Origin of the sequence: Ensifer sp. ENS06 (assembly GCF_014852205.1) — a bacterium.
Lineage (GTDB): Bacteria > Pseudomonadota > Alphaproteobacteria > Rhizobiales > Rhizobiaceae > Ensifer > Ensifer adhaerens.
The window spans coordinates 251,681-263,900 of record NZ_JACVBC010000008.1 but is presented as its reverse complement, the minus strand read 5'-3'; the positions used below and the strand labels follow the sequence as shown (position 1 = coordinate 263,900).

Here is a 12,220-nt window from a genome sequence, read left to right as displayed (position 1 = left end):
GTGAATATGCATCAGAACACGGAAATCTTCGGCCACCTGCCATCCGGCGAGCCGGTCCATCGTGTGGTGCTCTCCGGTGGCGGCCTCACCGCCCATGTCTTGACCTGGGGCTCGGTGATCCAGGACCTGCGCCTGGAAGGCCATGAGCCGCCGCTTGTGCTCGGTTTCACCGATCTCGAAAGCTACCTCGCCCACTCGCCCTATCTCGGCGCCACGCCTGGACGGTGCGCCAATCGCATCGGCAACGGCCGCTTCACGCTCGATGGCGAGGCCTACCAGCTCGAACTGAACGAGAAGGGCGTCACGCACCTGCACGGCGGCAGCGACAATATCGGCAAGCGCAACTGGACGATCGTAAAGCAGACGCCCGACAGCATCACGCTCGCCATCACCGACCCGGATGGCCGCGCCGGTTATCCCGGCAATTGCAAGGTCACCTGCACCTACCAGCTGAAGCCCGGCGGCGTCTTGAGCGTCGTCTACGAGAGCGAGACCGACCGAGCGACGCTCGCCAATGTCTGCCAGCACAGCTATTTCAATCTCGACGGCAGCGCCGACGCCCTCGGCCACGACATCATGATCGCCGCCGACCATTATCTGCCCACCAGCGAACGCCAGGTGCCGACGGGCGAGATCCGCCCGGTCGAGGGCACTGCCTTCGATCTGCGGGAAATGACGCGGCTCAGCCGCCAGACCGAAGGCGAGCGCATCGCCTACGACCATAATTTCTGCCTTTCGAACGAACGCATGGCGAAACATTCGGTGGCGCTTGCTCGCAGCATCGATTCGGGTGTCACGATGGAAGTGCTGACGACCGAGCCCGGCGTGCAGCTCTATACCGGCGCAAAGCTGAACATCCCCGTCCCCGGCCTCGAGGGCCGCCGCTACGGCGCCTTTGCCGGCTTCTGTCTCGAAACCCAGATCTGGCCGGATGCGGCCAACCACTCCGGCTTCCCGAACGCGGTACTTCGCCCCGGCGAGATCCGCCGGCAGGAGACGGACTATGTGTTCATGAAGAGCTGAGCGCGGAAACGGCGACCGGCTTTACCAAAAAAGGCAAAATGCAAAAGGAGCCGTCTCGGCGGTCCGAACCACATGGTGCGGACGGCACTATCGGCGCATGGAATGCCTGACGGCAAATGCCGTTTCATTCCAGAAATGACTGTGAAATGAAGTGGTTGGGAGAAATTGGAGCGGGTGAGGCGATTCGAACGCCCGACCCCAACCTTGGCAAGGTTGTGCTCTACCCCTGAGCTACACCCGCTCATCATCCAAGGTCCGGGGGTAGTCGGTGGACCGTGGCGTCGGCGCTGTCTTGCGGCGACGGGCGGTATATGGCCTAAGCGATTTTGGAATGCAACAGGGAAATGACGAGAAATCGAATATTTTTTTGGACACCCTTCGCAAAGCCCGGAAATGCCGCGTTTTCGGCCGGCTTCGCCGCCTGTGAGATTGCGTCCTGACGGCCTTCTCCCCTAAAGCAGAGACGAAACGAACGCCCTGGGGATGAGAATCATGCGTGAATCACAGCCGAAAACCGCCGAAGACCTCTTCAATTTTCTCGATGGACTTGGAATCGAGCATAAGACGAAGAACCACGCTCCGGTTTTCACCGTGGCCGAATCGGTGGCGCTTCGTGACGAGATGCCCGGTGGCCACACGAAAAACCTCTTCGTGAAGGACAAGAAGGACAACTATTTCCTGCTCACCGTCGAGGAGCACGCGACGGTGGACCTGAAGACCGTGCACCAGGTGATCGGCGCGGCAAGCAAGGTATCCTTCGGCAAGCCGGAGAAGCTGATGGAGTATCTCGGCGTCATTCCGGGGGCCGTAACCGCCTTCGGCGCGATCAACGACACCGGGGGCAACGTCAAGGTCATCCTCGACGAGGCGCTGATGACGTTCGATATCGTCAACTGCCACCCGCTTTCCAACGACGCAACGACCTCGATCGCTTCGAAGGATCTGTTGCGCTTCATGGAAGCGACCGGACACGAACCGCTTGTCTTGAAAGTCACGGCCTGACATACGATCTTTGGCGCGAATGCAGTAAGCTGGCGGACGAGCCGGCGAGGAGAGAAGAATGACGGGCAGCGACAATCCCTATGCAGGGTCTTTCGGCACTCAGATGACGGCTTCGGCCTCCTTCGGCCAGCCGGCGCCGGCGGCCGCGTCGGGCGGTGACCTGATCAAGGAAACCACCACTGCCAACTTCACCAAGGACGTGCTCGAAGCCTCCAGGCAGCAGCCCGTTCTCGTCGATTTCTGGGCGCCCTGGTGCGGTCCCTGCAAGCAGCTGACCCCTGTCATCGAAAAGGTGGTCACGGAAGCCGCAGGCCGCGTCAAGCTCGTCAAGATGAACATCGACGATCATCCCTCGATCGCCGGCCAGCTCGGCATCCAGTCGATCCCGGCCGTCATCGCCTTCGTCGGCGGACGCCCGGTCGACGGCTTCATGGGCGCAGTTCCGGAAAGCCAGATCAAGCAGTTCATCGAAAAGATCGCCGGTCCCGCCGTTGACGACAGCAAGGCCGAGATCGAGGCGGTTCTCGCCGACGCCAAGGCGCTCATCGATGCCGGCGATGCCGAGAACGCCGCCGGCCTCTATGGCGCCGTGCTGCAGGCCGACCCGGAAAATGTCTTGGCGATCGCCGGCATGGTCGATTGCATGATCGCGCTCGGCCAGCTTACCGAGGCCCGCGAGGCGCTGTCCAGCCTGCCGGAAGATCTTGCCAAGGATGCCGGCATTGCCGCCATCGGCAAAAAGCTCGACCAGATCGAGGAAGCCCGCAAGCTCGGCGATCCCAACGAGTTCGAACGGCGCCTCGCCGCAAACCCCGATGATCACGAGGCGCGCGTGCTGCTCGCCAAGATCCGCAACGTCGAGGGCGACCGGATGGCTGCGGCCGACCATCTGCTCACGATCATGAAGCGCGACCGGGCTTACGACGACGACGGCGCGCGGCGCGAGCTGCTTTCGTTCTTCGAGGTCTGGGGCCCGAAGGATCCGGCAACCATCGCCGCCCGACGCAAGCTCTCGTCGATCCTGTTCTCCTGAGCCGTCAGACATGTTTTTGAAAGGGGCGCTATCTGCGCCCCTTTTCGTAAGCGGATCCGATCACGATCCATCTTCACCTGTGAAGATCGACGCTCTCGTCCCTTGAGATTTTCAAGCAGAGCACCATCTTTTGATCTGGTTGACCACGCTTCCTTGGCGGGGCAAAGCGAATACCGGCAGGGTCTATCGGAAATGCACGTCGGAAATGCACGCTATCTCGGTCCGAAGGACTTGCCGGAGATCATTCCGGTGTTTCCGCTGACCGGTGCATTGCTGCTTCCCGGCGCCCAGCTTCCCCTCAACATCTTCGAGCCGCGCTACCTCGCCATGCTCGATGACGCCCTTTCCGGCAACCGCCTGATCGGCATCGTACAGCCGTCCTTCTGCGAGGGTCGCAACGACACCGCCACCGGACCGATGCAGGCGCTCTGCGAGGTCGGCTGCATTGGTCGCATCACCTCCTTTGCCGAGACCGGCGACGGCCGCTACATCACCTCGCTCACAGGCGTCTGCCGCTACCGGCTGTTTTCGGAAGTCGGGGGCACCCGCGGCTACCGTCGCTTCCGCATCGGCCCCTTTGCGGCAGACCTCGAAAACCGCGACGACGAGACCCTCGTCGACCGGGCAGCGCTTCTGGCCGCCTTCAAGGCCTATCTCGAAGCCAACAAGCTGAAAGCCGACTGGGAAAGCGTCGAGCGGGCGAGCAACCGCACGCTCGTGAACTCCATGGCGATGATGTCGCCCTATGGCCCGGCGGAGAAACAGGCGCTGCTCGAGGCCCCCGATCTCAAGACCCGCGCCGAAACCCTGATCGCCATCACCGAAATCGTGCTTGCGCGCGACTTCGGCGATATGGACAGCATTTTGCAGTGAGCAACGGATAGATGGATATCAACGCCAGCAAGGTCGATCCGAAACTGCTCGAACTGCTCGTCTGCCCGCTGACCAAGGGACGCCTCAGCTATCACGCCGAAGCCAATGAACTGATCTCGGAAAAGGCGCGCCTCGCCTATCCCATCCGCGACGGCGTACCGATCATGCTGATCTCGGAAGCACGCAAGATCGAGGATTGAACCGGCGTCGGCCCGTTACCCGTACAGTTCTCGACTGACCCTCATCCGGCCTGCCGGCCACCTTCCCCCGCAAACGCAGCGAGGCGTCCCCTCTCCCATCCTGCGGGGAGAGGGTTAGTCCTCGGGTTAAACCCGAGGGAGTGGCAAACTGCAACCACAAAGGCCTAGATCGGCTGACCCGACAACAACCGCGGATCGGTCTCCCCGGCAATACCGGCCGCCTGGCGGATAAAGAAGCTCTTGAGAGACGGCAGCCGGTCGACGAGGCCCAGGCCGAAATCCCGGGCGATCCGGACCGGGGTGATGTCGTTGGAAAACAGCCGGTTGAGCACGTCGGTCGTAACACCCATGCGGAACGTGTCGAAACGCCGCCAGCTCTGGTAGCGCTCAAGCACCGCGAGCGAACCGATGTCGAGCCCGAGACGATCCGCCTCGATGATGGTTTCGGCAAGTGCTGCCACATCCTTGAAGCCGAGATTGAGCCCTTGCCCCGAGATCGGGTGAATGCCATGGGCGGCGTCACCGGCAAGCGCGAAGCGTGGTTTCACGAAATCGCGGGCAAGCGTCAGGCCGAGCGGAAAGGCCCGCCGTCCGCCGACCACCTTCAGGTGACCAAGCTTGTGGCCGAAGCGGCGCTCCAGTTCTTCCTCGAACAGGAAGTCGTCGCCCTTGACCAGGCGTTCGGCATCCTCGGTGCGTTCGGTCCAGACCAGTGACGAGCGATTGTTCTTGAGCGGCAGGGTGGCGAAAGGCCCGGCCGGCAGGAAATGCTCCTCCGCCGTGCCCTCGTGCGGCCGCTCATGCTCGACGGTGGTGACGATGCCGGACTGGCCATAGTCGAATTCGACGGTCTTGATGCCGGCGGCATCGCGCAGCTTGGAGCGCACGCCGTCACAGGCAACCAAAAGACGGGCCTCCAGTTCTTCGCCGCCGGCAAGCGTAACGGCAACTGCGTGGTCGCCGCTTTTGAAGCTCTCGACCATGGTCGACTGGCGATTGACCACGCCGAGCGCCGCGCAGGCACCGCGCAGTGCGCCGACCATCGCCGTATTAGGCACCATATGGGCAAACGGACGACCCTCGCCGCCGTCACCGTCGAAGGTCAGGAACACAGGCCGCACCGGATCGGCCGCCTTCGAATCGGTAATCACCATGCGGCGGATCGGCTCGGCCTCCGGCGCGATCTCATCCCAGACGCCAAGCACGTCGAGCATGCGCTCGGCCGCGGACGCAACGGCGGAAGCGCGCTGGTCCTTCTTCCAGGCGCCTTCCGGCGCGCCGTCGATCACCATCACGTCGAGATGAGGCGCCGCCTTCTTCAGCGAAACCGCGAGCGAAAGGCCGACATAGCCGCCACCGGCAATCAAGACATCGAGCATCGGCTTTCTCCGTCGCACTTGAGCATCGTTTTATGTCTATATAGATCAATGCCATCGACGTTCCTACCATCGGAGAAAGCCGAAATGTCGCGCCCCACCGAGACCTCCACCCCCATGGATGCGCTGCTGGCCATTCTCGATCTCGAAAAGCTCGAGGAAAACCTGTTCCGCGGCCGTAGCCCGCAGGTCGGCTGGCAGCGCGTCTTCGGCGGCCAGGTGATCGGCCAAGCGCTGGTCGCCGCGCAGCGAACCGTTGATGAGGGGCGTTACGTGCATTCGCTGCACGCCTATTTCATGCGGCCGGGCGATCCTTCCGTACCTATCATCTATGAAGTCGACCGCATCCGCGACGGTTCGAGCTTCGCCACCAGGCGGGTGGTCGCCATCCAGCACGGCAAGGCGATCTTCTCGATGTCCGCCTCTTTCCAGTATGACGAGGACGGTTTCGACCACCAGATCGACATGCCTGATCTCGCCATGCCCGAGACGCTTCCGGGCGAACAGGAACTCAAAGAGAAGTTTCTCGTCCACGCGCCCGAAGCAATCCGGCGCTATTGGGAAAGGCCGCGGCCGATCGAGATCCGGCCGGCGTCACTGCAGCACTATTTTACCCGCAACGACGGCAAGCCGATCCAGGATGTCTGGGTCAAGGCCGTCGGCACGGTTCCGGACGAGCGCCATATCCAGGCAGCGATCCTTGCCTATCTCTCCGACATGACCCTGCTCGACACCTCGCTCTATGCGCACGGCACTTCGGTCTTCGACCGGAACCTGCAGGTGGCGAGCCTGGATCACGCCATGTGGTTTCACCGCCCCTGCAAGATGGACGACTGGCTGCTCTATACCCAGGATAGCCCGAGTGCACATGGTGCCCGCGGGATGACCAGAGGCAGCCTTTTTACGCGTTCCGGTGTGCTGATCGCCTCCGTCGCCCAGGAAGGGTTGATCCGGAAAAAGGCATCTGAATAGGAAATAAGCAGAATCTTCGTTCTGCCTATTTTTTAATCTTCTAAAGTGACGATTTTTTGATGCGCCGCAGCAATCGTGCTGCGGCTTTCTTTTTTTCTATTTGTTTTCATTACCTTAAGTCGAGCGTCAGAATCTGGCACGCCCCTTGAATGTCATGGTTCGGTTGCACGGCGCTCTGGCGCTCCGCAGCAAGGAGAGACGGCCTCCGCCGGAGGCGAACAAGGATGAAACCAGATGAAAATTGTGATGGCCATTATCAAGCCGTTCAAGCTCGATGAGGTTCGCGAAGCCCTCACTGCTGTCGGCATCCAGGGCCTGACCGTGACCGAAGTCAAAGGCTACGGCCGCCAGAAGGGACATACCGAAATCTACCGCGGTACCGAATATGCCGTGAGCTTCCTGCCGAAACTGAAGGTCGAGATCGCCGTTCCTTCAGAACTCGTCGACAAGGCCGTTGAAGCGATCGCCGCAGCCGCCAAGACCGGCCAGATCGGCGACGGAAAGATCTTCGTCTACGCCATTGACCATGCGGTGCGCATCCGCACCGGCGAAACCGATTCAGAAGCGTTGTAAACCACGCCGTTCAGGGAGCACTACCTCGATGTCATCACTTAAGCTTTCCACCTCTCTTGGACGCCTGGGCGCAATGACTGCCGCCCTGCTTGCGCCGGCCGTAGCCTTCGCGCAGGAAGCGGCACCGGCGGCGGCCGCAGCTGTACCGGTGCCGGACAAGGCCGATACCGCCTTCATGTTCATCTCGACGCTTCTCGTCTTCTTCATGCTGATCCCGGGCCTCGCGCTGTTCTACGGCGGCCTAGTGCGCGCCAAGAACATGCTCTCGGTGCTGATGCAGTGCACCGTGATCGGCGCGACGATGATGATCGTCTGGGTCGTCTACGGTTACTCCTTCGCCTTCGGCGGCTCGACCAGCCCCTATTTCGGCGGCTTCGCCAAGATGTTCCTCGCCGGCGTCACCACTGAGAGCACGTCGGCCACCTTCTCGGAAGGCGTCGTCATTCCGGAATACATCTTCATGCTGTTCCAGATGACCTTCGCGGCACTGACCCCGGCGCTGATCGTCGGCGCCTTTGCCGAGCGCATCAAGTTCTCCGCAGCCGTGCTCTTCTCGGTGCTCTGGGCGACCTTCGTCTACTTCCCGATCGCCCACATGGTCTGGGACGGCAACGGCCTGCTCTTCGGCATGGGCGCGCTTGACTTCGCCGGCGGCACCGTCGTTCACATCAATGCCGGCGTGGCTGGCCTGATCGGCGCGATCATGGTCGGCAAGCGCACCGGCTACGGCCGCGACATGATGGCACCGCACTCGATGACGCTGACGCTGGTTGGTGCTGCCATGCTCTGGTTCGGCTGGTTCGGCTTCAACGCCGGCTCGAACCTCGAAGCCTCGGGCGGCGCCATGCTCGCGACCGTCAACACCTTCCTTGCAACCGCAGCCGCCATCCTTTCCTGGTCGGCCGTCGAAACCTTCACCCGCGGCAAGGCCTCGATGCTGGGCGCCGCCTCGGGCATGATCGCCGGTCTCGTCGCCATCACGCCCGCCGCCGGCATTGCCGGCCCGATGGGCGCGATCGTCATGGGCGTGCTCGTCTCGCCGCTCTGCTACTTCTTCGTCTCTGTCGTGAAGAACAAGTTCCACTATGATGACACGGCAGACGTCTTCGGCGTCCACGGCGTCGGCGGCTTCTTCGGTGCGCTTGCCACCGGCATCTTCGCCTCCTCGTCGCTCGGCGGCATCGGTTATGCCGACGGCGTCACCATGGGCGGCCAGTTCATGACCCAGCTGACCGCGGTTGCCATCACCATCGTCTGGTGCGGCGTCGTCTCCGTCATCCTCTACAAGCTGGTGGACTCGATCGTCGGCCTGCGCGTCTCCGTCGAAGCCGAACGCGAGGGCCTCGACCTCTCGTCGCACGGTGAAGCCGCCTACCACAGCTAAGCGGATCGCGGCGCCGGCAATCCGGCGCCGCCTACAGTCCCGTCGCGATCCGCCCCACGCGGATCGCCCTTGGCCCGGATCGGAAGCTCCGGGCCTTTTTTCGTGCCGATCGGTCCGGCTGCGACTGCTATTTTAGCGCCAACTACGCATGGTTAATGTCGCATTAACCGTACACCGCTTAGGTTGATTCCATGGCGCGCAATGCGCCGTGAAGATCGAGACGGGCAGCAGGCAACATGAGCAGAAGCAATCCGGCAGCGCTTGACAGCCGTTCCAACCGGTTCGTGCTAACCACCTTCGTTTGGCGACAGATCGCGTCGCTGGCGGGCTTTGCGCTGTTCGGCGCATTGGCGCTGGCCGTCGCAGCGCTCTCGACATGGAACGTCGCCGACCCCAGCTTCTCCTACGCCACGTCACAAGCGCCGACCAACGTGCTCGGTTACACGGGTGCTGCCTTTGCCGACATCTTCATGCAGTTCTTCGGGCTGGCCAGCGTCGTCGCCCTCCTGCCGGCCGTCGCCTGGGCCCTGGTGCTGATCGGCGGCAAACGTTTCGACAAGGTCTTCAAGCGCCTCGGCCTCTGGTTCGTCGGTTCCGTCCTAGCCGGCGCAGCACTCAGCTGTGTTCCCGCCCCCATCACCTGGCCGCTGCCCAACGGCCTTGGAGGCGTCTTCGGCGACATGATCCTGCGCTTCCCCGCGCTCTTTACCGGCGCCTTCCCGACCGGCACGCTTGCGACCATTCTTGCCTGCATCTTCGCCGTCCCCGCCGCCTGGTGCCTGGTCTATAGCGCCGGCCTGATCGGCGTCAGCGACGAGGAGGAGGAAGAGGAAATTGCCGAGCCGACGCCGAGCAAGGCGCGCACCGTGCGCGACGAACTGGACGAGGACGACAGCGAAGGTCCCTTCACCCTGCTGATGGGCTCTTTTGCCCATATGCGCTACACCATGCACGCGCGCATGCGCCGCATTTTCGGCATGAGCGGCACCCGCGCCACGCCCAAGCGCCAGTACGACGAACCCTATGATTTCAACAACGACGAGTTCGGCACGCTGAACGAGCCCGCCCGGCCGAAGCCGATGGCCGCCGGCGACCGCATCGAGCCCTCGCTCGACCGCTCCGAGCGCCGCATCCTCACCCCGCCGCCGATCATGGCCGACGACGAGGATGACGACCTGCCCTTCGACATCGACGAGCGCCGCCCCGCCGGCATTCTGCCTGACGACGAAGACTACGATGCAGCCGCCGACTGGGCGCCGAAGGCGGCACCGCCGAAGCAGGGCCTGCCCAAGGGCGGCGGCTCGCGCGTTTCGACGCCTGCTCCTCGCCCGAAGACGGGCCAGCGCGTCGAGCGCGAAGCCCAGCGCTCCTTCGTCGACGACAACGATGGCGACTTCACGCTGCCGCCGATGCATTTCCTTGCCGAGCCGAAAAACGTCGGCCGCGACGCCTCGCTCTCGCCCGATGCGCTGGAGCAGAACGCCCGCATGCTCGAAGGCGTGCTTGAAGATTTCGGTGTCAAGGGCGAGATCATCCATGTTCGCCCCGGCCCGGTCGTTACCCTCTACGAACTGGAACCGGCACCGGGCATCAAGTCCTCTCGCGTCATCGGCCTTGCCGACGATATCGCCCGCTCGATGAGCGCGATCGCGGCTCGCGTCGCCGTCGTTCCCGGCCGCAACGCCATCGGCATCGAACTGCCGAACCAGCGGCGCGAAACCGTCTATCTGCGCGAACTCATCGGCTCGCGCGATTTCGAGACCTCCAAGGCCCGCCTTGCCATGGCGCTCGGCAAGACGATCGGCGGCGAGCCCGTCGTCGCCGATCTCGCCAAGATGCCGCATCTGCTCGTCGCCGGCACCACCGGTTCGGGCAAATCGGTCGCGATCAATACCATGATCCTGTCGCTGCTCTATCGGCTGAGCCCCGATCAGTGCCGCCTGATCATGATCGACCCGAAGATGCTCGAACTTTCCGTCTATGACGGCATCCCGCACCTGCTTTCGCCTGTTGTGACCGACCCCAAGAAGGCGGTCGTCGCACTGAAGTGGACGGTGCGCGAGATGGAAGAGCGCTACAAGAAGATGTCGAAGATCGGCGTGCGCAACATCGACGGCTTCAACAGCCGCGTCGAGCAGGCGCTTGCCAAGGGCGAACAGATCACCCGCACGGTGCAGACCGGCTTCGACCGCCAGACCGGCGAAGCCATGTACGAGACGGAAGAATTCGATCTGGCGCCGATGCCCTACATCGTCGTCATCATCGACGAAATGGCCGACCTGATGATGGTCGCCGGCAAGGACATCGAGGGCGCAGTGCAGCGGCTCGCCCAGATGGCCCGCGCCGCCGGCATCCATGTCATCATGGCGACGCAGCGCCCCTCGGTCGACGTCATCACCGGCACGATCAAGGCCAACTTCCCGACGCGCATCTCGTTCCAGGTGACCTCGAAGATCGACAGCCGCACCATCCTTGGCGAACAGGGCGCCGAACAGCTGCTCGGCATGGGCGACATGCTCTACATGGCCGGCGGCGGCCGCATCCAGCGCGTCCACGGCCCCTTCGTTTCCGACACCGAGGTCGAAGAGGTCGTCGCCTACCTGAAGACGCAAGGCGTACCGCAATATCTCGATGCCATCACCGAGGATGACGACGAGGATGGCGAGGGCGGCGGCCCGGCCGGCACCTCCAATCTCGCCGATTCCGACGATCCTTACGACCAGGCGGTTGCGGTCGTCCTGCGCGACGGCAAGGCCTCGACTTCCTACGTGCAGCGACGCCTCGGGATCGGTTACAATCGTGCCGCATCGCTGATCGAGCGCATGGAGCAGGAAGGCATCATCGGGCCGGCGAACCACGCCGGCAAACGCGAGATCCTCGTTCCGACCGAAGAGTAAGTCACCGGACGACAGGGCAGTTCCCGCAGATTCGCGTGAGGCGAATGCATTGATAGAAAAGACGCCCGGCGGATGCGGGCAGAGGCCCTGGATAAAGGGCCAAACCGGTAACAGTCATGTGAGAGCGCGAGCGAAAAAGCTCGAAAATGGCGCCTTGAAGGCGCCGCACTTGCGCTCCAGATGATTCGTAAATGAAGGAGACCGAGATGACAGAGACTAAGACTGGCGAGCGCAACCACCCGGTGATGTCGCGCCGCCTCTTCGTGTGCGGGCTTGCGGCACTTGGCGGCATCGGCGGCACCGGTCTCGACCTCGGCCAGGCCTTCGCCCAGGCCCCGAGCGCTGCCCAGAAGATCGCCGACCATTTCTCCTCGGTGAAGACCATGGCCGGCGAATTCGTCCAGTTCGGCCCGCGCGGCGAGCAGACCGGCGGCAAATTCTATATCCGCCGCCCCGGCCGCATCCGCTTCAACTACGAGGCCCCCTCGCCGATGCGCGTCATCGCCGACGGCAAGTCCGTCGTCATCGGCAACATGAAGCTCAAGACCTGGGACATCTATCCGCTGTCGAAGACTCCGCTCAACCTGCTGCTCAGCGAGAGGATCGACCTGACCGGCAAGATGGTGCGCGACGTCAAGGAAGAGTCCGACCTCATCACCATCGTGCTTGGCGACCGTTCGATCTTCGGCGATTCGACCATCACCATGATGTTCGACCCGAAGACCTACGATCTGCGCCAGTGGACCATCACCGACGCGCAGAAGAAGGACACCTCGGTCATGATCTTCAATGTCAAGACCGGTATGGCGCTGGACGACAAGGTCTTCCAGATCCCCTATGACGAGGTCCGCAACAAGCGCGGCGGCTGAGCGACATCACGCGCCAAG

At 62.9% G+C, this 12,220-nt stretch carries 11 protein-coding genes and 1 tRNA gene; 10 read left to right on the top strand and 2 right to left on the bottom strand.

Going from position 1 to position 12,220, the window contains the following annotated elements:
• The first annotated feature begins 6 nt into the window (after positions 1-6).
• The gene (locus IB279_RS25330; protein ID WP_112771729.1) at positions 7-1,023 is read left to right on the top strand and encodes an aldose epimerase family protein; all 1,017 of its coding nucleotides are present in this window, start codon (positions 7-9) and stop codon (positions 1,021-1,023) included.
• Positions 1,024-1,189: 166 nt separating this feature from the next.
• On the opposite strand, the gene IB279_RS25325 is transcribed toward IB279_RS25330, so the two are convergent.
• Positions 1,190-1,264, bottom strand: a tRNA-Gly gene (locus IB279_RS25325).
• A 251-nt stretch (positions 1,265-1,515) separates the two neighbouring features.
• Here IB279_RS25325 and IB279_RS25320 point away from each other — a divergent pair.
• The 4 genes from IB279_RS25320 (at position 1,516) to IB279_RS25305 (ending at position 4,131) form a co-directional block, all read left to right on the top strand.
• Entirely contained in the window at positions 1,516-2,025 is a 510-nt protein-coding gene (locus IB279_RS25320; protein ID WP_082566535.1) for a prolyl-tRNA synthetase associated domain-containing protein, read from the top strand.
• A gap of 58 nt (positions 2,026-2,083) precedes the next feature.
• Entirely contained in the window at positions 2,084-3,058 is a 975-nt protein-coding gene (trxA, locus tag IB279_RS25315) for a thioredoxin (RefSeq protein ID WP_060521443.1), read from the top strand.
• A 192-nt stretch (positions 3,059-3,250) separates the two neighbouring features.
• On the top strand, positions 3,251-3,931 hold the full coding sequence (locus tag IB279_RS25310; protein WP_034802753.1) for an LON peptidase substrate-binding domain-containing protein: 681 nt from the start codon (positions 3,251-3,253) through the stop codon (positions 3,929-3,931).
• Between the two features lie 11 nt (positions 3,932-3,942).
• On the top strand, positions 3,943-4,131 hold the full coding sequence (locus tag IB279_RS25305) for a Trm112 family protein (protein ID WP_034802755.1): 189 nt from the start codon (positions 3,943-3,945) through the stop codon (positions 4,129-4,131).
• Between the two features lie 164 nt (positions 4,132-4,295).
• Here the strand turns inward: IB279_RS25305 and IB279_RS25300 are convergent, their stop codons facing one another.
• The gene (locus IB279_RS25300; RefSeq protein ID WP_112771728.1) at positions 4,296-5,510 is read right to left on the bottom strand and encodes a ubiquinone biosynthesis hydroxylase; all 1,215 of its coding nucleotides are present in this window, start codon (positions 5,508-5,510) and stop codon (positions 4,296-4,298) included.
• Positions 5,511-5,594: 84 nt separating this feature from the next.
• On the opposite strand from IB279_RS25300, the gene tesB reads away from it, so the two are divergent.
• From tesB to IB279_RS25275, 5 genes are all read left to right on the top strand, one after another.
• Positions 5,595-6,479 (top strand): acyl-CoA thioesterase II, encoded by an 885-nt coding sequence (gene tesB, locus IB279_RS25295; RefSeq protein WP_060521446.1) that lies wholly within the window; start codon positions 5,595-5,597, stop codon positions 6,477-6,479.
• A 234-nt stretch (positions 6,480-6,713) separates the two neighbouring features.
• Entirely contained in the window at positions 6,714-7,052 is a 339-nt protein-coding gene (locus tag IB279_RS25290; protein WP_034802765.1) for a P-II family nitrogen regulator, read from the top strand.
• A gap of 28 nt (positions 7,053-7,080) precedes the next feature.
• On the top strand, positions 7,081-8,436 hold the full coding sequence (locus IB279_RS25285; RefSeq protein ID WP_034802768.1) for an ammonium transporter: 1,356 nt from the start codon (positions 7,081-7,083) through the stop codon (positions 8,434-8,436).
• Between the two features lie 236 nt (positions 8,437-8,672).
• On the top strand, positions 8,673-11,333 hold the full coding sequence (locus IB279_RS25280) for a DNA translocase FtsK (protein ID WP_060586525.1): 2,661 nt from the start codon (positions 8,673-8,675) through the stop codon (positions 11,331-11,333).
• A gap of 206 nt (positions 11,334-11,539) precedes the next feature.
• Entirely contained in the window at positions 11,540-12,202 is a 663-nt protein-coding gene (locus IB279_RS25275) for an outer membrane lipoprotein carrier protein LolA (protein ID WP_034803111.1), read from the top strand.
• Positions 12,203-12,220 lie beyond the last annotated feature (18 nt).

Excerpts from the sequence above, each read along its gene's own strand:
- IB279_RS25320 (WP_082566535.1), top strand. The coding sequence starts at position 1,516 with ATGCGTGAATCACAGCCGAAAACCGCCGAAGACCTCTTCAATTTTCTC.
- IB279_RS25280 (WP_060586525.1), top strand. The coding sequence starts at position 8,673 with ATGAGCAGAAGCAATCCGGCAGCGCTTGACAGCCGTTCCAACCGGTTC.
- IB279_RS25285 (WP_034802768.1), top strand. The coding sequence starts at position 7,081 with ATGTCATCACTTAAGCTTTCCACCTCTCTTGGACGCCTGGGCGCAATG.
- tesB (WP_060521446.1), top strand. The coding sequence starts at position 5,595 with ATGTCGCGCCCCACCGAGACCTCCACCCCCATGGATGCGCTGCTGGCC.
- IB279_RS25275 (WP_034803111.1), top strand. The coding sequence starts at position 11,540 with ATGACAGAGACTAAGACTGGCGAGCGCAACCACCCGGTGATGTCGCGC.
- IB279_RS25310 (WP_034802753.1), top strand. The coding sequence starts at position 3,251 with ATGCACGTCGGAAATGCACGCTATCTCGGTCCGAAGGACTTGCCGGAG.
- IB279_RS25330 (WP_112771729.1), top strand. The coding sequence starts at position 7 with ATGCATCAGAACACGGAAATCTTCGGCCACCTGCCATCCGGCGAGCCG.
- IB279_RS25290 (WP_034802765.1), top strand. The coding sequence starts at position 6,714 with ATGAAAATTGTGATGGCCATTATCAAGCCGTTCAAGCTCGATGAGGTT.
- IB279_RS25305 (WP_034802755.1), top strand. The coding sequence starts at position 3,943 with ATGGATATCAACGCCAGCAAGGTCGATCCGAAACTGCTCGAACTGCTC.
- trxA (WP_060521443.1), top strand. The coding sequence starts at position 2,084 with ATGACGGGCAGCGACAATCCCTATGCAGGGTCTTTCGGCACTCAGATG.
- IB279_RS25300 (WP_112771728.1), bottom strand. The coding sequence starts at position 5,510 with ATGCTCGATGTCTTGATTGCCGGTGGCGGCTATGTCGGCCTTTCGCTC.